Source organism: Flavobacterium facile, from assembly GCF_036321945.1.
In the GTDB taxonomy this organism is placed as follows: Bacteria; Bacteroidota; Bacteroidia; order Flavobacteriales; family Flavobacteriaceae; genus Flavobacterium; species Flavobacterium facile.
On the sequence record NZ_JAZAYT010000030.1, the window covers coordinates 224,925 to 242,521 of the forward strand.

The following is a 17,597-nucleotide window of genomic DNA, read 5'->3' on the forward strand; positions in this document are numbered from 1 at the left end:
ATAAGATGTCAAGAATAGGTAAAAATCCAATTGCAATTCCAGCAGGAGTAACTGTAGAAGTGAAAGACGCTGTAGTTACAGTAAAAGGAAAATTAGGCGAGCTTACTCAGGAATATTCTGATGTAACGATCAAAATTGAAGATAATAATGTTATCGTTGAGCGTGCAACAGATCATAAGAATGAGAGAGCGAAACACGGACTATATCGTTCATTAATCAATAACATGATTATTGGAGTAGCAGACGGTTTCACAAAACAATTAGAATTAGTTGGAGTAGGATATAGAGCATCAAACCAAGGGCAAAAATTAGATTTAGCTTTAGGTTTTTCACACAATATCGTACTAGAAGTAGTATCTGAAGTAAATGTTGAAACAATCTCGGAAAAAGGTAAAAATCCGATAGTGAAATTAACTTCATTTGACAAACAATTATTAGGACAGGTTGCTGCTAAAATCAGAGCTTTCCGTAAACCTGAACCGTACAAAGGAAAAGGTGTTAAGTTTGTTGGTGAGGAAGTAAGAAGAAAAGCAGGTAAATCAGCTTAAAATATAAAGTTATGTCATTAACAAAATCTGAAAGAAGACAAAGAATACAGTTCAGAATCAGAAAGACTGTAAGCGGAACTGCTGCTCAACCTAGACTTTCTGTTTTTAGAAGTAATAAAGAAATCTATGCGCAAATCATAGATGACGTAAGTGGTGTTACTATAGTTTCTGCTTCATCGAGAGATAAAGGAGTTGCTACGGGTACTAAAATCGATACTGCAAGTGCAGTTGGTAAATTGATCGCAGAAAAAGCGCTTAAAGCTGGTGTTTCAACTATCACTTTTGATAGAGGTGGAAACTTATACCATGGACGTGTAAAATCGTTAGCTGAAGGAGCTAGAGAAGCGGGACTTAAATTCTAAGGTATGTATCAAAATTATAAAAACGTAGAATTAGTGAAACCAGCAGGTCTTGAATTAAAAGACCGTTTGGTGAGTGTTAATCGTGTTACTAAAGTTACTAAAGGTGGTAGAGCCTTTGGTTTTTCAGCTATTGTTGTAGTTGGAGATGAAAACGGAGTAGTAGGTCACGGTTTAGGAAAATCAAAAGATGTTTCTGAAGCAATTGCGAAAGCAGTAGAAGATGCTAAGAAAAATTTAGTAAAAATTCCTTTAAGTGGACAATCTGTTCCTCATGAGCAAAAGGGTAAATTTGGTGGTGCTAGAGTATTCTTAATGCCAGCTTCACACGGTACCGGAGTTATCGCTGGTGGTGCTGTACGTGCGGTATTAGAATCAGTTGGTGTACACGATGTATTATCTAAATCTCAAGGGTCATCAAATCCTCACAACGTAGTTAAAGCAACTTTTGATGCTTTATTACAAATGAGAAGTGCTCTTACTGTTGCAAAACAAAGAGGAGTATCTTTAGATAAAGTATTTAAAGGATAAATCAAGGAGATATGAAAATTTTAGTAAAACAAGTTAGAAGTAAAATCAACTGTCCACTAGACCAAAAAAGAACATTAATTGCTCTTGGTATTAGAAAAATGGGTCAAGTTGTTGAGCACGATGCAAGTCCTGCTGTCCTTGGAATGGTAAATAAAGTTAAACACTTAGTTTCTGTAGAAGAAACTAAATAACAATATACATGTTATGAATTTAAGTAACTTACAACCAGCAGAAGGTTCTGTTCACAACCAAAACAAAAGAGTAGGTAGAGGTGAAGGTTCTGGTAAAGGTGGTACTTCGACAAGAGGTCACAAAGGAGCCAAATCACGTTCTGGTTATTCAAAGAAAATTGGTTTTGAAGGAGGTCAAATGCCTCTTCAACGAAGAGTACCAAAATTTGGTTTCAAAAACATCAATAGAGTAGAATATCAAGGTATAAATCTTGATACATTACAAGGTTTAGTAGAAAATGGTGTTATCACTGAAGCTGTAGATTTTACAGTATTTGTTGATACTCGTTTGGCTACAAAAAATAGCTTAGTAAAGATTTTAGGAAGAGGTGAGCTAAAAGCAAAATTAAAAGTTAGTGCTCACAAATTTACTGCTACTGCAAAAGCTGCTATCGAAGCTGCCGGAGGAGAAGTAGTAATTCTTTAATCATCATCACTATGAAGAAATTTATAGAATCATTTATCAATGTTTGGAAAATAGAAGAACTAAAAAATAAAATTTTAGTTACTCTTGGAATCTTACTTGTGTACCGTTTCGGTTCACAAGTAACATTGCCAGGTATTGATTCAACTAAATTGCAAAGTTTATCTAATCAAACTGAAGGTGGAATCGGTTGGTTAATTAATGTGTTTACAGGTGGTGCTTTCTCGGAAGCTTCAATCTTCGCATTAGGAATCATGCCTTACATCTCAGCATCTATTGTAGTACAATTAATGGGAATTGCTATTCCTTATTTACAAAAATTACAAAAAGACGGTGAAAGTGGTAGAAAAACTATTAACCAAATTACACGTTGGTTAACTATTGCAATTACATTGGTTCAAGGGCCAGGTTATATTTTTAATTTAAAACAAACCTTACCTGCTGAAGCATTTGTAAATCCTGATTTCTTTACTTTCTTCCCTTTATTCGGGTCAGTATTAATCATCGTTTCGGGTACAATTTTCGCAATGTGGTTAGGAGAAAGAATTACAGAAAAAGGAATTGGTAACGGTATATCATTATTAATTATGGTTGGAATTTTAGCTAGAATGCCAGAGGCATTTATGCAAGAATTCGCATCTGCTATTACAAATGGTGGTCCAATGAAAATCATTATCGAAATAATTATTTGGTTATTAGTAATTATAGCTACAATATTATTAGTAATGGCTTTGAGAAAAGTTCAGGTTCAATACGCAAGAAGATCAGTTTCTGGTGATTTTGAATCGGATTCAATGGATGATAATAGACAATTTATCCCATTAAAGTTAAATTCTGCAGGTGTTATGCCAATTATTTTTGCGCAAGCAATTATGTTTATACCTGCTGCACTAGCTGGATTATCTAAGTCTGACACGGCTTTAAGCATTTCAAATATGTTTAAAGATCCATTCGGTTTAGTATATAATTTAGTTTTTGCTTTATTAATTGTAATTTTTACGTATTTTTACACCGCCATTACGGTACCAACAAATAAAATGGCAGATGACTTAAAGAGAAGTGGTGGTTTCATTCCAGGTATTAAGCCAGGAGCTGAGACAGGCGATTTCTTAGATAAGTTAATGTCTTTAATTACCTTTCCAGGTTCATTATTCTTAGCTTTAATCGCAGTGTTCCCTGCAGTTATTCATGGTTTATTAGACGTTCAAGGGGCATGGGCATATTTTTATGGAGGTACTTCATTAATCATTATGGTCGGAGTTGCAATCGATACGATTCAACAAATCAATTCATACTTGTTAAACAAACATTATGACGGTTTAATGAAAAGTGGTAAAAATAGAAAAGCTGTCGCTTAATTAATTATGGCAAAACAATCAGCAATAGAACAAGACGGAAGCATTGTAGAAGCATTATCTAATGCAATGTTTCGAGTTGAATTAGAAAACGGACATGTAGTAATTGCTCATATCTCAGGTAAAATGCGTATGCATTACATTAAGTTGTTACCAGGAGACAAGGTTAAACTTGAAATGAGTCCTTACGATTTGTCTAAAGCTAGAATTACTTATAGATATTAAATAAGCAGTAGGCGATAAGCAGTAAGCGATAAGCTTAAAGCATATAGCATATAGCATAAAGCAATTTACAATGAAAGTAAGAGCATCAGTTAAAAAAAGAAGCGCAGAATGTATTATCGTGCGTAGAAAAGGTAGATTATACGTTATTAACAAAAAGAATCCTAGATTTAAACAAAGACAAGGATAATTATGGCAAGAATAGCAGGGGTTGATATCCCAAAAAACAAAAGAGGAGTTATCGCTTTAACATACATTTTTGGTATGGGTAGAAGTAGAGCTATTGAGGTTTTAGAAAAAGCCAAAGTAAGCCAAGATAAAAAAGTACTTGATTGGAATGATGACGAGATCGGAGCAATTCGTGAAGCGGTTTCATCGTTTAAAATCGAAGGTGAATTACGTTCAGAAATTACATTAAACATAAAACGTTTAATGGATATTGGATGTCAAAGAGGAATCCGTCACAGAGCTGGATTACCTTTAAGAGGTCAAAGAACGAAAAACAACTCGAGAACAAGAAAAGGTAAAAGAAAAACTGTTGCTAACAAGAAAAAAGCAACTAAATAGTAAATAATATGGCTAAGGCAACTGCAAAAAAACGTAAAGTTATCGTTGAGTCTTCTGGAGAAGCACATATTAGCGCTACTTTTAACAACATCATCATTTCGTTAACAAACAAAAAAGGTGAAGTTATTTCTTGGTCATCAGCTGGTAAAATGGGTTTCAGAGGTTCTAAAAAGAACACTCCGTACGCTGCCCAAATGGCTGCTGAAGATTGTGGAAAAGTAGCTCTTGAAGCTGGACTTAAAAAAGTAAAAGTTTACGTAAAAGGTCCAGGGAACGGTAGAGAATCTGCTATCAGATCTATCCATAACAGCGGAATTGAAGTAACTGAGATTATCGATGTTACTCCGATGCCACACAATGGATGTCGTCCTCCGAAAAGAAGAAGAGTATAACAATTAGTATAAAACAAAGGTAGGAATTTAGATTATCGAAGGAAAGACCTTAATTCATAATCCCTACCTTAAATTAAAATTTGTAAAATGGCAAGATATACTGGTCCAAAAACAAGAATCGCCCGTAAGTTTGGTGAAGCAATTTTCGGAGAAGATAAAGCTTTCGAAAGAAGAAATTATCCTCCTGGTCAACATGGTTTGGCAAAAAGAAGAGGTAAAAAATCTGAATATGCTGTCCAGTTAATGGAAAAGCAAAAAGCAAAATATACTTATGGTATTTTAGAGCGTCAATTCAGAAATTTATTTGAAAAAGCAGCTGCTGCTTCAGGTGTAACAGGTGAAATCTTGTTACAACTTTGTGAAGCTCGTCTTGACAACGTAGTTTACAGAATGGGTATTGCACCTACTCGTAGAGGTGCGCGTCAAATCGTTTCTCACAGACATATCACAGTTAACGGTGAATTGGTAAATGTACCATCTTACCACTTAAAACCAGGTGATGTTGTTGCAGTTCGTGAAAAATCTAAATCTCTTGAAGCTATTGAACGTTCTTTAGCTAACAATTCTTCTGTATATGAGTGGATGACTTTTAACAACGATACTAAACAAGGTACGTTTGTAACAGTTCCTCAAAGACTTCAAATACCAGAAAATATTAAAGAGCAACTAATCGTAGAGTTGTATAACAAATAATAATTGACATTAGTCGAAGATATGGCAATATTTAATTTTCAAAAGCCCGATAAAGTTATAATGATCGATTCTACCGATTTTGAAGGTAAATTCGAATTTAGACCTTTAGAACCTGGTTATGGTTTAACAGTTGGAAACGCTTTAAGAAGAGTTCTACTTTCTGCATTAGAAGGTTTTGCTATTACATCTGTAAGAATTGAAGGTGTTGAACACGAATTTTCAACAATTTCTGGTGTAGTAGAAGATGTAACTGAAATTATCTTAAATCTTAAACAAGTACGTTTCAAACGTCAAATTGAAGATATCGATAACGAATCAGTTTCTATCTCACTTTCTGGTAAAGATCAAATTACAGCTGGTGATTTCCAAAAATTTATTTCTGGTTTTCAAGTTTTAAACCCAGACTTAGTAATTTGTAACTTAGATAGCAAAACAACTATCAACATGGAACTTTCTATCGAAAAAGGTAGAGGTTATGTTCCTGCTGAAGAAAATAAAAAACCAAATGCTCCTATTGGAACAATTTTTACAGACTCTATTTACACGCCTGTAAAAAATGTGAAGTATTCTATTGAAAACTTCCGTGTTGAACAAAAAACGGACTACGAAAAATTAGTTTTCGAAATCAAGACTGACGGTTCAATTAATCCAAAAGACGCATTAACAGAAGCTGCTAAAACGTTGATTCACCATTTCATGTTGTTTTCTGACGAAAGAATCACTCTTGAGGCTGATGAAATTGCTCAAACTGAGTCTTATGATGAGGAATCATTACATATGAGACAACTATTGAAAACTAAATTAGTTGATATGGACTTATCAGTAAGAGCATTAAATTGCTTAAAAGCGGCTGAAGTTGATACACTTGGAGACTTAGTTTCTTTCAATAAAAACGATTTAATGAAGTTCCGTAACTTCGGTAAAAAATCACTAACTGAATTAGATGAGTTAGTGGCTAATAAAAACCTTACTTTCGGAATGGATTTAGCAAAATACAAGTTAGATAAAGAGTAATTGCTTCATATTTTGCTCTCCATAGCGGATTGATGCAAGATGAAGTCTAAAATAAAATGTCATGAGACACGGAAAAAAATTCAATCATTTAAGTAGACAAACAGGTCATAGAAAAGCAATGCTTGCTAACATGGCATGTTCACTTATTGAACACAAGCGTATCAATACAACTGTTGCTAAAGCAAAAGCTTTAAAACAATTTTTTGAACCACTTGTTACAAAATCAAAAGAAGATACAACTCACAACAGACGTATTTGTTTTTCTTATTTAAGAAGCAAGTATGCTGTTACTGAATTGTTCAGAGCAGTAGCTGATAAAGTTGCAGATCGTCCAGGAGGTTATACTCGTATCATTAAGTTAGGAAACCGTTTAGGGGATAACGCAGATATGGCTATGATTGAACTAGTAGATTTCAACGAAATTTATTCAACTGCTAAAAAAGAAGTTAAAAAAGCATCTACTCGTAGAGGTAAAGCTAAAAAAGCTGACGAAACTACTGGTGAAACTCCAGCTGCTGAGTCTACTGATACAACAGAAGCTTCTGAATAATTATGAATCATTTGATTTAAATATAAAAAAAGGATAAACAAATTTTTGTTTATCCTTTTTTTTTGTAATTACTAAAACGTAATTTTGCAAAATAAACAATACAACTATTAAGAAGTCTTCTTTTACTTCTTATATCAAAACTACAACAACTAATGAAATACAACGACAAACAACAAGCTATTCTTCTTCTAAAAGATGGAACCATTTTCCACGGTAAATCAATTGGAATCTCAGGAACAACTTTTGGGGAAATTGCATTCAATACTGGAACGACAGGTTACCAAGAAATATTTACTGATCCATCTTATTATGGACAAATTATGGTAACAACCAATGCGCATATTGGGAACTATGGTGTAAATGTGAATGAAGTAGAGTCTGATAATGTAAAAATTTCTGGATTAGTATGTAAAAACTTCAGCATGAATTATTCTCGTGTAAATGCTTCAGAAAGTTTATACGACTATTTAAAAAAACAAAATCTAATTGTAATTTCAGATGTTGATACTCGTGCTTTAGTAAGCTATATTAGAGATAACGGTGCGATGAATGCGATTATTTCAACAGATGGTACTTCAATCGAAGAATTAAAAATGAAATTAAACCAAGCGCCAAACATGGAAGGTTTAGATTTGGCTTCAGTGGTTTCAACTAAAGAACCTTACTTCTTCGGAGATGAAAATGCTACATATAAAATTGCAGCTTTAGATTTAGGAATCAAAACTAATATCCTGAGAAACCTAGCAAAACGTGATTGCTATATAAAAGTTTATCCATACAACGCAACTTTTGAAGATATGAAGGCTTTTAGTCCTGATGGGTATTTCTTGTCAAACGGACCTGGTGATCCAGATCCATTAGTTTCTGCTCAAGAAGTAGCTAGAAATATTTTAGCGGAAAACAAGCCTTTGTTCGGGATTTGTTTAGGTCACCAAGTTATTGCTTTAGCTAACGGAATTTCAACTTACAAAATGTTCAACGGACATAGAGGAATAAATCACCCAGTTAAAAATTTAGTGACAGGTAAGGGAGAAATCACTTCTCAAAATCACGGATTTGCCGTAAATAAAGAACAATTAGAAAGCCATCCTGATTTTGAATTGACTCACGTACATTTAAATGACGGAACTGTTGCAGGAATGAGAATGAAATCTAAAAATTGTTTCTCTGTACAGTATCACCCTGAAGCTAGTCCTGGGCCACACGATTCTAGCTATTTATTCGATGAGTTTATCGAAAATATAAAAACTTCAAAAAACTAAAACGGTATCTTTTATAAGTTTTAATTTAAAATTGATAGTAAAAATAAAATATAATTAACTTTGTTTAATTACTAAACGACTCCACTGGAGTACAATTCTTATATATATGAGCATAATAATTAAAGTTCACGCAAGACAAATATTAGATTCAAGAGGAAATCCAACTGTAGAAGTGGATGTAATTACAGAAAACGGAATTTTAGGTAGAGCAGCAGTTCCATCTGGAGCTTCAACTGGAGAACACGAAGCTGTTGAGTTACGAGATGGTGGAAAAGCCTTTATGGGTAAAGGTGTTTTAAAAGCGGTTGAAAATGTGAATACTACTATTGCTTCGGAATTAGTTGGTATGTCAGTTTTCGAACAAAATGCTATCGATAAAATGATGATTGAGTTAGATGGGACACCAAATAAATCTAACTTAGGTGCAAATGCAATCTTAGGTGTTTCTTTAGCAGTAGCAAAAGCAGCAGCCAACGAATTAGGTATGCCTTTGTATAGATATGTTGGTGGCGTTTCTGCCAATACATTACCAGTTCCAATGATGAATATTATAAACGGTGGTTCTCATTCTGATGCACCAATTGCGTTTCAAGAATTTATGATTATGCCAGTAAAAGCAACTTCTTTTACTCATGCTATGCAAATGGGAACTGAAATTTTTCATAACCTTAAAAAAGTATTGCACGACCGTAATTTATCTACTGCTGTTGGTGACGAAGGTGGTTTTGCGCCAAACTTAGCTGGTGGAACAGAAGATGCTTTAGATTCTATTAAATTAGCCGTAACAAATGCAGGTTATACTTTTGGCGATGATATTATGATTGCTTTAGATTGTGCAGCTTCGGAATTTTATGTAGATGGAAAATACGATTATACAAAATTTGAAGGTGCTGGTGGAAAAATCAGAACTTCTGAAGAACAAGCAGATTATTTAGCAGAATTAGCAGCGAAATATCCAATTATTTCTATCGAAGACGGAATGTACGAAGACGATTGGAAAGGTTGGAAATACTTAACGGAAAAAATCGGGAATAAAGTACAATTAGTAGGTGACGATTTATTCGTAACTAACGTAGATAGATTATCTCGTGGTATTAACGAAGGAATTGCTAACTCCATCCTAATCAAAGTAAACCAAATCGGAACTTTAACTGAAACAATCGCAGCTGTAAATATGGCACATAATGCAGGTTATACTTCAGTAATGTCTCACCGTTCTGGAGAAACAGAAGACAATACAATTGCCGATTTAGCTGTAGCATTAAACTGTGGACAAATTAAAACAGGTTCAGCTTCTCGTTCTGATCGTATGGCAAAATACAATCAGTTATTAAGAATTGAAGAAGAATTAAACGAAGTAGCTTACTTTCCAGGTGCAAATGCCTTTAAAGTAAAGTAAAACATATTTGTCATTCTGAATTTATTTCAGAATATAAACCCTTTTAGGACTATAAAATTCTAAAAGGGTTTTTTATTCCTTCAAATTCTAATTGTAAACCGCTGAATACTCATTTAGTAAATTTTCTTTTAAAGTATATCTTATATTTGTTTCACAATAAATTTAAGATGAGAAAAACTACTATCATTTACCTTTTACTATTTGCTTCAGTTACTTTATTTGCACAAAATAAAACAATTGATAGTTTGTTACTTGTACTAAAAAAAACAACTAACGATATTGATAAAGTAACGACTTTAAATTCTTTATCGGACAATTATAAAGTAAGTGATGCTAAAAAAATGTTTTTTTATGGTAATCAAGCATTGGTTTTAGCTAAAAAAATAGACTTCAAAATTGCAGAAGGAAATGCATTCTTAAATATTGGGAATTCTAAAATTATTGAAGGTGATTACAAATTAGCTTTAGATAATTTTCAAAAAGCACAAGAACTATTTGAAAAAGAAACTCCAACACCAAATACACAAAAAGATATCGATTTAGGTTTAGCAAAAGCGTACGGAAGTATTGGAATTGTTTTATCAGAACAAAGTAATTATTCAAAAGCCTTATATTATTATTTAAAATCGGTTAAGATTTACGAGAAACTTAAAGATGATTTAAGATGCTCTAAGTTATATAACAACATTGGTGTTATCTATAAATCGGAAAAATCTAATTTTAAAGCGTTGGAGTTTTTCAGTAAAGCAGAAAAAATTCAATTGTCTTTAAAAGATGAAAATATTCCTATTACGCAAACCAATATCGCTAATATTTATTTAAACCAAAACAATACTGAAAAAGCACAATCTTATTATAATTTGGCAAAAATAAGTTTAGAAAAGTATCCAAATCCTCGTGCTTTAGGTGAATGGTATAATAATAAAGGACTTTTGTTTAAGAAGCAAAAAAATAATCCGGAAGCTATTCTAAGTTGGGAAAAAGCGATTGAAGCGTTTACTGAAATTGATGACAAATTCGGAAAATCGGATACTTATTTCTATTTGGGAGAATTGTATTATGATTCAAATAATTTTGATCAAGCCTTGTTAAATATCAATAAATCGTTACAACTGGGAACAGAATTAAATGTTTTGGAGCTCGTAATGAAATGTCAAAAAATGCTAAGTGATATTTATAATAAAAAAGGAAATACATCTTTAGCATTTAATTATCTGCAAAAATACACTTCAACTAAAGACAGCTTAATTAATGAAGAAAATATTCGAAAGTCGGTTGAGTTGTCAATGAACTATGAATTTGATAAAAAGGAATTGGTTCAAAAAGAAGAAAACGAAAAAAAGGAACTACTATTAAAAGAAGAAGCAAAAAATTTCAAATTAAAAGCAGGTTTTATTGGTTTAATTTTGCTGTTGCTTTTCGGAATCGTTTTTCTAGTCTACAATAGAAATCAACTAAAGAAAACATTAACGCTTCAAAAAGAATTAGCAGAATACGAACAAAAAGCCTTGCATTTACAAATGAATCCGCATTTTGTTTTTAATTGTTTAGGTTCGATTTCAAGTTTTATTGTTCAGAATGGAACGGATTCAGCCATAAAATACTTGGCGAAATTTTCAAAACTAATGCGATTAACATTAGAATATTCGAAAGAATCGTTAATTCCAATCGACAAAGAAATAGAAAGTTTACAGAATTATTTAGAATTGGAACAATTGCGTTTTAATGACAAATTTAATTTCACCATTTCTAAAAGTAATGATATTGAAGATGATGTGGTTTTGCCGCCGCTTTTACTTCAGCCTTTTGTTGAAAATGCCATTATTCATGGTGTTATTCCTAAAAAAGATAAAGGAAAAATTTCGATTTCATTCTCTATACAAAATGAATCGCTTTTATGTACGATTCAAGATAATGGAATTGGAATTAACCAATCTAAAATAAATAAAGAGAATTCAGTTTTAGCGCATAAATCGATGGCTATCGACATCATAAAAAAACGATTAGAAAGAATTGCTTCATCTACTGCGAAACGTTCTTCAATCAAAATCGAAGAATTAAATGACAACAATGTGGTTTCAGGAACAAAAGTAATTTTGCAATTGCCATTACAATATATAAATAGTATTTAAAAATATGATTACAGCTGTATTAATAGACGACGATGAAAATTTAAGAATAGGAATGAAAGCCTTACTTGAAAGATTCGCGCCGAATATCAAAATTATAGGAGAAGCTGATAGTGTAGATTCAGGTTATGAGATTCTTGATGCGATAATGCCACAAGTAGTTTTTTTAGATATTCAATTAAATGACGGAACCGGATTTGATATTTTAGAAAAACTAAAACAAAAAAATGGGGAAATTAAAACCAATATTGTATTTATAACGGCTCACGAGCAATACGCCATAAAAGCATTCCGATTTAGTGCATTAGATTTTTTACTGAAACCTGTCGATCCAGATGATTTGCAAAAAGTAATCGCAAAGATTAATGCCGAAATTGAAAAGAATAATAGTTTTTCACATATCGATTTATTACTGGAAAACATTAGAAAAAAAGTAGATAATTTCAAACGAATTGCTTTATCAAATTCTGATGGTATTCATCTGTTTGAAGTGAACGATATTATAAGATGTGAAAGCGAAGATAATTATACTAAGTTTTTTATTAAAAATTCGAAACCTGTATTGATTTCAAAAACCTTAAAGGATTATGAAGAATTGTTATCAGAACACGGATTTGAACGCATTCATCAATCGCATTTAATTAATTTAAATTATTTAAAATCTTATATCAAAAAAGATGGCGGTTACGTCATAATGCAAGACGATTCGCATTTACCCATATCACAAAGAAAAAAAGAACGATTACAAAATATACTAACCAAACAACTCAACAACTAAAAAAAATACAATTATGAAAAAAATTATTTATTTACTACTGCTTTTTTCTGCGTTTGCCAATGCGCAGATAGTTAATATTCCAGATGCTAATTTTAAGACTAAGTTGTTGGAGGCAAGTCCAAGTAATGAAATAGCTTCTACTGATGTTCCAAATTCCAATGGTGAAGTTACTAGTTATCATACAATAGATACCAATAGTGATGGTGAAATTCAGATAAGTGAAGCTTTAGCTATTAAATATCTAAATTTACAATTAGCCACTATAAGTTCAATTGATGGTATAAGTAGCTTTCAAAATTTAATTACATTTAACTGTAGAAATAATATGATAAGTGTAATTGATTTGTCTAGCTTTCAAAATTTGAAGTTTTTTAATTGTTTAAGTAATGCTGTAAACCAATTGACTTTGCCTTCAAATAATACATTGCTTTCACTTGAAATTGGTTATAATCCTTTAACAAGTTTAAATTTAAATGGCAATGTAAATATTTTTCGATTAAATATTTTGTATACGTCAATTCCTAGTTTAGATATTGGAAGCTTAACAAATTTAAATGAAATACAATACAAAGCAGGTGTTACAGACTTGTTGAATTTTAATAATAAAAGTAATATTACATATTTAGGTTTGTCAAATTCAACAGTTACTTCATTTAATTTTAGTGAGTTTCCAAATTTAGTAAATTTGGATTGTCATCAGACAAACTTAGTCAGTATTGATTTATCTCAAAATCCATTTTTAACTTCATTATATGCTAGTTATAATAGTTCATTGCAATTGTTGAATTTGAAAAATGGTGGTCCGAATTTAACAGGATATCAAATTGTATCAAATACTTTCGATTATGTATGTGTTAATGATGATGTAGGTTTTAGTTTTTTAAACTATTTATCTGATTGGAATGGAGGGAGTTCTGTTGTAAATGCTTATTGTTCTTTTACTCCAGGTGGAAGTTTCAATACTATATCAGGTTCAATTATTTATGATGAAAATGGCGGTGGTTGTGAAGCTACAGATTTGCCACAACCGAATATTAAAATTGATATTACTAACGGAGTAAATCAAGGGTCAACTTTTACAGATAATTCTGGGAATTATAAATTTTATACGGATGCTGGTAATTTTACTATGACTCCTAATATGGAAAATCCAACTTTGTTTACTGTTACACCAGCTACTGCAATAATTCCTTTCGCAAATGATAATAATAATACAGTAACACAAAATTTCTGTATCTCTCCTAATGGAATTCATCCAGATTTAGAAATTGTTGTAGCGCCAATTGTACCTGCAAGGCCAGGTTTTGATGCGATTTATAAAATTGTATATAAAAACAAAGGAAATCAAACACTATCTCAAGCTTATGGTGTGAATTTCTTCTATAACGAAAATCTAATGGATTTTGTTTCTGCTTCGGTTGTGCCAACAAGTATTAATTCAGGTGGTTTATCTTGGAGTTATGCAAATTTATTACCATTTGAAAGTAGAAGTGTTTTGGTAATATTTAGTATTAATACACCAACAGATATAACAAATCCAGTTATTATTGGCGATGTTTTACAATTTACAACATCAATTTTGCCAATGGCAGGTGATGAAAACACTTCAGATAATACATTTTTATATAATCAAACAGTTGTTGGTGCTTACGATCCAAATAACATTATTTGTATGGAAGGTAATGTTGTGTCTCCTTCATTAATTGGAGAATATTTACATTATGCCATAAATTTTGAAAATACAGGAAATTATGAGGCCGAAAACATTGTTGTTAAAACAGAAATAAATCCTGCGCAATTTGATGTAAATTCATTGCGAATGTTAAATACTTCGCACAATGCATATGTTAGAATTAATAATAATATTGTAGAATTTGTTTTTGAAAATATTACTTTAGAATCTGGTGGACACGGAAATATTTTATTAAAAGTGAAGTCGAAAGGAAATCTTACTAACGGAGCAATTGTAAAAAAACGTGCGGATATATTTTTCGATTATAACGCCCCAATTGATACCGGTTTTGAAAATACAGTTTTTCAAGCTTTAAGTAATTCAAGTTTTATTAAAGATAATTCTGTTTCAATTTATCCGAATCCAACAAATAGTATCATTAATATTAAATGTGATAACACTATTAAGTCTTTGGAGTTGTTTGATGTTCAAGGTAGAATTTTAATTACGAAAATGGTTAACGATCACAGTGATGTTTTAGATATTTCTAATAAAGCTAACGGAATTTATTTTCTTAAAATTACTTCTGAAAACGGAATTAAAGTAGAGAAATTGATTAAAGAATAGTTTTTTAATTTCTAATAAAAACACCTTTGCTAATTCATTTTGGTAAAGGTTTTTTTGTTTAAATGATTAGATTATAGATTTTATATATACCTATTGTGCAATTTATCTATACATTAATTTTAAAATTCAAGAATTAATTATTAAATTCGCAACAAACAAAATTATACTTACAAAATATATATATTATCATGTCGAAAAACGCAATTATAGAAATTGATGGCAATAAATTCGAACTTCCTGTTATGGTTGGAAGCGAAAACGAAACTGCTATTGATATTAGTAAATTAAGAGATTTAACAGGAGCAATAACTTACGATCCAGGATACAAAAATTCAGGGGTTTGTAAAAGCGATATCACTTTCTTAGATGGAGAAGAAGGAATCTTAAGATACCGTGGCTATTCTATCGAAGATTTAGCGGATAAAGCAGACTTTTTAGAAGTTTCTTACTTAGTGATCTTTGGTGAATTACCAACAAAAGAACAATTAGCGGATTTCGAAACAAACATTCGTAAATATACTTTAGTAAACGAAGAAATGAAAAACATCATTGATGGTTTTCCAAAAACAGCTCACCCAATGGGCGTTCTATCTGCGTTAACAAGTGCTCTTACTGCTTTTAATCCAAAAGTTTTAAATGTTGAAAACGATAAAGAAATGTACGAAGGTATTTGCAAAACAATGGGTAAATTCCTTGTTTTAGCTACTTGGACGTACAGAAAAAGCATGGGTTATCCTTTGAATTATTACGATAATACAATTGGATATGTAGAAAACTTCATGCAATTAATGTTTAAATTGCCTACTGGACCTTATGCTGCTAATCCAGTTGTTGTTGCTGCGTTAGATAAATTATTTATCCTACACGCAGATCACGAACAAAACTGTTCAACATCTACAGTTCGTATGGTAGGTTCTTCTCACGCTGGTTTATTTGCTTCAATTTCTGCAGGAGTTTCTGCGCTTTGGGGACCATTACACGGTGGAGCAAATCAAGCCGTATTAGAAATGTTAGAAGCGATCCAAAAAGATGGTGGCGATGCTGACAAATATTTAGCAAAAGCAAAAGATAAAAATGATGAATTCCGTTTAATGGGATTCGGACATAGAGTATACAAAAATTTCGATCCAAGAGCGAAAATTATCAAAAAAGCAGCTGATGAAGTTTTAGCTGAATTAGGTGTAAACGATCCAATCTTAGCTATCGCAAAAAGATTAGAAGAAGCCGCTTTAGTTGATCCTTATTTCGTAGAAAGAAAATTATATCCAAACGTAGATTTCTATTCTGGTATTATTTACCGTGCTTTAGGAATTCCAACAGATATGTTTACTGTATTGTTTGCAATCGGTCGTTTACCAGGTTGGATCGCACAATGGAAAGAAATGCGTGTAAACAAAGAACCAATCGGTCGTCCAAGACAAGTTTATACAGGTCATCCTTTAAGAGACTTCGTGAATTTTGAAGACAGAAAATAAATTAACTAATCCCGATTTTTATCGGGATTTTTTATTTCCAGTAATTTATAAAAATGAAATATGCTTCAGAATTTCAATCAGAATTGGATTTACTTTTTTGTTTCAAAATTATTGAAAACTCTGTTTTTAGTGAATTCTCTTAAATAAATCATAAAAAAAAACTTTGCGACTTCGTGTCTTTGTGGCATTGTCAAAAATAAATGCGTTTTTACTTGACAACGCCTATCTCACAATCGTATATTTGCAACCGATTTAAGCGAAGCCTTTTGTCTTTATACTTAATTCTTTAATCTTAAAATATATATATGAAATTATCTCACTTCCAGTTTAACTTGCCAGAAGAATTATTAGCTGAATTTCCTTCAGAAAACAGAGACGAATCTCGTTTGATGGTGGTACATAGAAAAACAGGTGAAATAGAACATAAAATGTTTAGAGATATTATCGATTATTTTGATGATGGAGACGTAATGGTATTAAATAATACTAAAGTTTTTCCAGCACGTTTATACGGTAATAAAGAAAAAACTGGAGCAAGAATTGAAGTTTTCTTATTAAGAGAATTAAATGCTGAACAACGTCTTTGGGATGTTTTAGTAGATCCAGCTCGTAAAATCAGAATTGGAAATAAATTATACTTTGGTGATGACGATTCATTAGTAGCTGAAGTTATTGATAATACAACTTCTCGTGGTAGAACTTTACGTTTTTTATATGACGGTTCTTACGAAGAATTTAGAGAAAAATTAATCGAATTAGGAGAAACTCCAATCCCTAAATTCATCAACCGTGAAGTAACTCCTGAAGATGCAGAACGTTACCAAACTATTTATGCTAAAGAAGAAGGTGCTGTTGCAGCGCCAACTGCTGGTTTACACTTCTCTAAACATTTAATGAAACGTTTAGAAATTAAAGGAATTGACTTTGCAGAAGTAACTTTACACGTTGGTTTAGGAACTTTTAATCCAGTTGAAGTGGAAGATTTATCTAAACATAAAATGGATTCTGAAGAAATGGTGGTTACTCAAGAAGCGTGTGACATCATCAACGGAGCAAGAGCTAAGAAAAAGAAAGTATGTTGTATTGGTACTACTTCAATGCGTGCCATGGAAAGTACAGTTTCTTCAATGAGAACTTTAAATCCATATTCAGGTTGGACAAATAAATTCATTTATCCTCCTTACGATTTCAGTTTAGCTGATGCAATGGTTTCAAATTTTCACACTCCAAAATCAACTTTATTAATGATGGTTTCTGCTTTCTGTGGTCACGATTTAATGAAAAAAGCATACGAAATCGCAATTAAAGAAAAATATAATTTCTACTCTTATGGAGATGCGATGTTAATTTTATAATATCATGTTTTAAAT

The 17,597-nt window shown here is 31.8% G+C and carries 20 protein-coding genes; all 20 read left to right on the forward strand.

From position 1 onward, the window contains the following. Window positions 1-5 precede the first annotated feature (5 nt). The 20 genes from rplF (at window position 6) to queA (ending at window position 17,582) form a co-directional block, all read left to right on the forward strand. On the forward strand, window positions 6-548 hold the full coding sequence (gene rplF / locus UEQ13_RS06380) for a 50S ribosomal protein L6 (protein WP_166125944.1): 543 nt from the start codon (window positions 6-8) through the stop codon (window positions 546-548). Window positions 549-559: 11 nt separating this feature from the next. Beyond that, window positions 560-910: a 50S ribosomal protein L18 gene (gene rplR, locus UEQ13_RS06385; RefSeq protein WP_329805513.1), complete on the forward strand. Its 351-nt coding sequence runs from the start codon at window positions 560-562 to the stop codon at window positions 908-910. A 3-nt stretch (window positions 911-913) separates the two neighbouring features. Further along, entirely contained in the window at window positions 914-1,438 is a 525-nt protein-coding gene (gene rpsE, locus UEQ13_RS06390) for a 30S ribosomal protein S5 (protein WP_091314308.1), read from the forward strand. Window positions 1,439-1,449: 11 nt separating this feature from the next. Then, entirely contained in the window at window positions 1,450-1,629 is a 180-nt protein-coding gene (gene rpmD, locus UEQ13_RS06395; protein WP_091314305.1) for a 50S ribosomal protein L30, read from the forward strand. A 13-nt stretch (window positions 1,630-1,642) separates the two neighbouring features. Continuing rightward, the gene (rplO, locus tag UEQ13_RS06400) at window positions 1,643-2,095 is read left to right on the forward strand and encodes a 50S ribosomal protein L15 (RefSeq protein ID WP_091314302.1); all 453 of its coding nucleotides are present in this window, start codon (window positions 1,643-1,645) and stop codon (window positions 2,093-2,095) included. Window positions 2,096-2,106: 11 nt separating this feature from the next. Then, a complete protein-coding gene (gene secY / locus UEQ13_RS06405) occupies window positions 2,107-3,450 on the forward strand; it encodes a preprotein translocase subunit SecY (protein WP_329805514.1) in 1,344 nt (447 codons plus the stop codon). Between the two features lie 6 nt (window positions 3,451-3,456). Then, window positions 3,457-3,672, forward strand: a complete 216-nt coding sequence (infA, locus tag UEQ13_RS06410; RefSeq protein WP_091314296.1) for a translation initiation factor IF-1 — start codon at window positions 3,457-3,459, stop codon at window positions 3,670-3,672. Window positions 3,673-3,742: 70 nt separating this feature from the next. Beyond that, on the forward strand, window positions 3,743-3,859 hold the full coding sequence (gene ykgO, locus UEQ13_RS06415) for a type B 50S ribosomal protein L36 (protein ID WP_002987490.1): 117 nt from the start codon (window positions 3,743-3,745) through the stop codon (window positions 3,857-3,859). A gap of 2 nt (window positions 3,860-3,861) precedes the next feature. Continuing rightward, a complete protein-coding gene (gene rpsM, locus UEQ13_RS06420) occupies window positions 3,862-4,236 on the forward strand; it encodes a 30S ribosomal protein S13 (RefSeq protein ID WP_091314289.1) in 375 nt (124 codons plus the stop codon). 8 nt (window positions 4,237-4,244) lie between these two features. Then, entirely contained in the window at window positions 4,245-4,628 is a 384-nt protein-coding gene (rpsK, locus tag UEQ13_RS06425; RefSeq protein WP_091314282.1) for a 30S ribosomal protein S11, read from the forward strand. A gap of 87 nt (window positions 4,629-4,715) precedes the next feature. Then, window positions 4,716-5,321, forward strand: coding sequence for a 30S ribosomal protein S4 (gene rpsD / locus UEQ13_RS06430; protein WP_329805515.1), 606 nt, complete (start codon window positions 4,716-4,718; stop codon window positions 5,319-5,321). A gap of 21 nt (window positions 5,322-5,342) precedes the next feature. Then, entirely contained in the window at window positions 5,343-6,335 is a 993-nt protein-coding gene (locus tag UEQ13_RS06435; RefSeq protein ID WP_091314275.1) for a DNA-directed RNA polymerase subunit alpha, read from the forward strand. Window positions 6,336-6,396: 61 nt separating this feature from the next. Next, on the forward strand, window positions 6,397-6,885 hold the full coding sequence (gene rplQ, locus UEQ13_RS06440) for a 50S ribosomal protein L17 (protein WP_329805516.1): 489 nt from the start codon (window positions 6,397-6,399) through the stop codon (window positions 6,883-6,885). Window positions 6,886-7,037: 152 nt separating this feature from the next. Beyond that, complete coding sequence (carA, locus tag UEQ13_RS06445) at window positions 7,038-8,147, forward strand: glutamine-hydrolyzing carbamoyl-phosphate synthase small subunit (protein WP_329805517.1); 1,110 nt, start codon at window positions 7,038-7,040, stop codon at window positions 8,145-8,147. 106 nt (window positions 8,148-8,253) lie between these two features. Continuing rightward, a complete protein-coding gene (gene eno, locus UEQ13_RS06450) occupies window positions 8,254-9,546 on the forward strand; it encodes a phosphopyruvate hydratase (protein WP_329805518.1) in 1,293 nt (430 codons plus the stop codon). 167 nt (window positions 9,547-9,713) lie between these two features. After that, complete coding sequence (locus tag UEQ13_RS06455; protein WP_329805519.1) at window positions 9,714-11,678, forward strand: tetratricopeptide repeat protein; 1,965 nt, start codon at window positions 9,714-9,716, stop codon at window positions 11,676-11,678. Window positions 11,679-11,682: 4 nt separating this feature from the next. Beyond that, window positions 11,683-12,453 (forward strand): LytR/AlgR family response regulator transcription factor, encoded by a 771-nt coding sequence (locus UEQ13_RS06460; protein ID WP_329805520.1) that lies wholly within the window; start codon window positions 11,683-11,685, stop codon window positions 12,451-12,453. A gap of 13 nt (window positions 12,454-12,466) precedes the next feature. Then, window positions 12,467-14,752 carry a T9SS type A sorting domain-containing protein gene (locus UEQ13_RS06465; protein ID WP_329805521.1) on the forward strand — a complete coding sequence of 762 codons (2,286 nt, stop codon included), beginning with the start codon at window positions 12,467-12,469 and terminating at the stop codon, window positions 14,750-14,752. Between the two features lie 188 nt (window positions 14,753-14,940). Then, window positions 14,941-16,227, forward strand: coding sequence for a citrate synthase (locus UEQ13_RS06470; protein ID WP_329805522.1), 1,287 nt, complete (start codon window positions 14,941-14,943; stop codon window positions 16,225-16,227). Between the two features lie 305 nt (window positions 16,228-16,532). After that, the gene (gene queA / locus UEQ13_RS06475) at window positions 16,533-17,582 is read left to right on the forward strand and encodes a tRNA preQ1(34) S-adenosylmethionine ribosyltransferase-isomerase QueA (RefSeq protein ID WP_329805523.1); all 1,050 of its coding nucleotides are present in this window, start codon (window positions 16,533-16,535) and stop codon (window positions 17,580-17,582) included. Window positions 17,583-17,597: the final 15 nt, after the last annotated feature.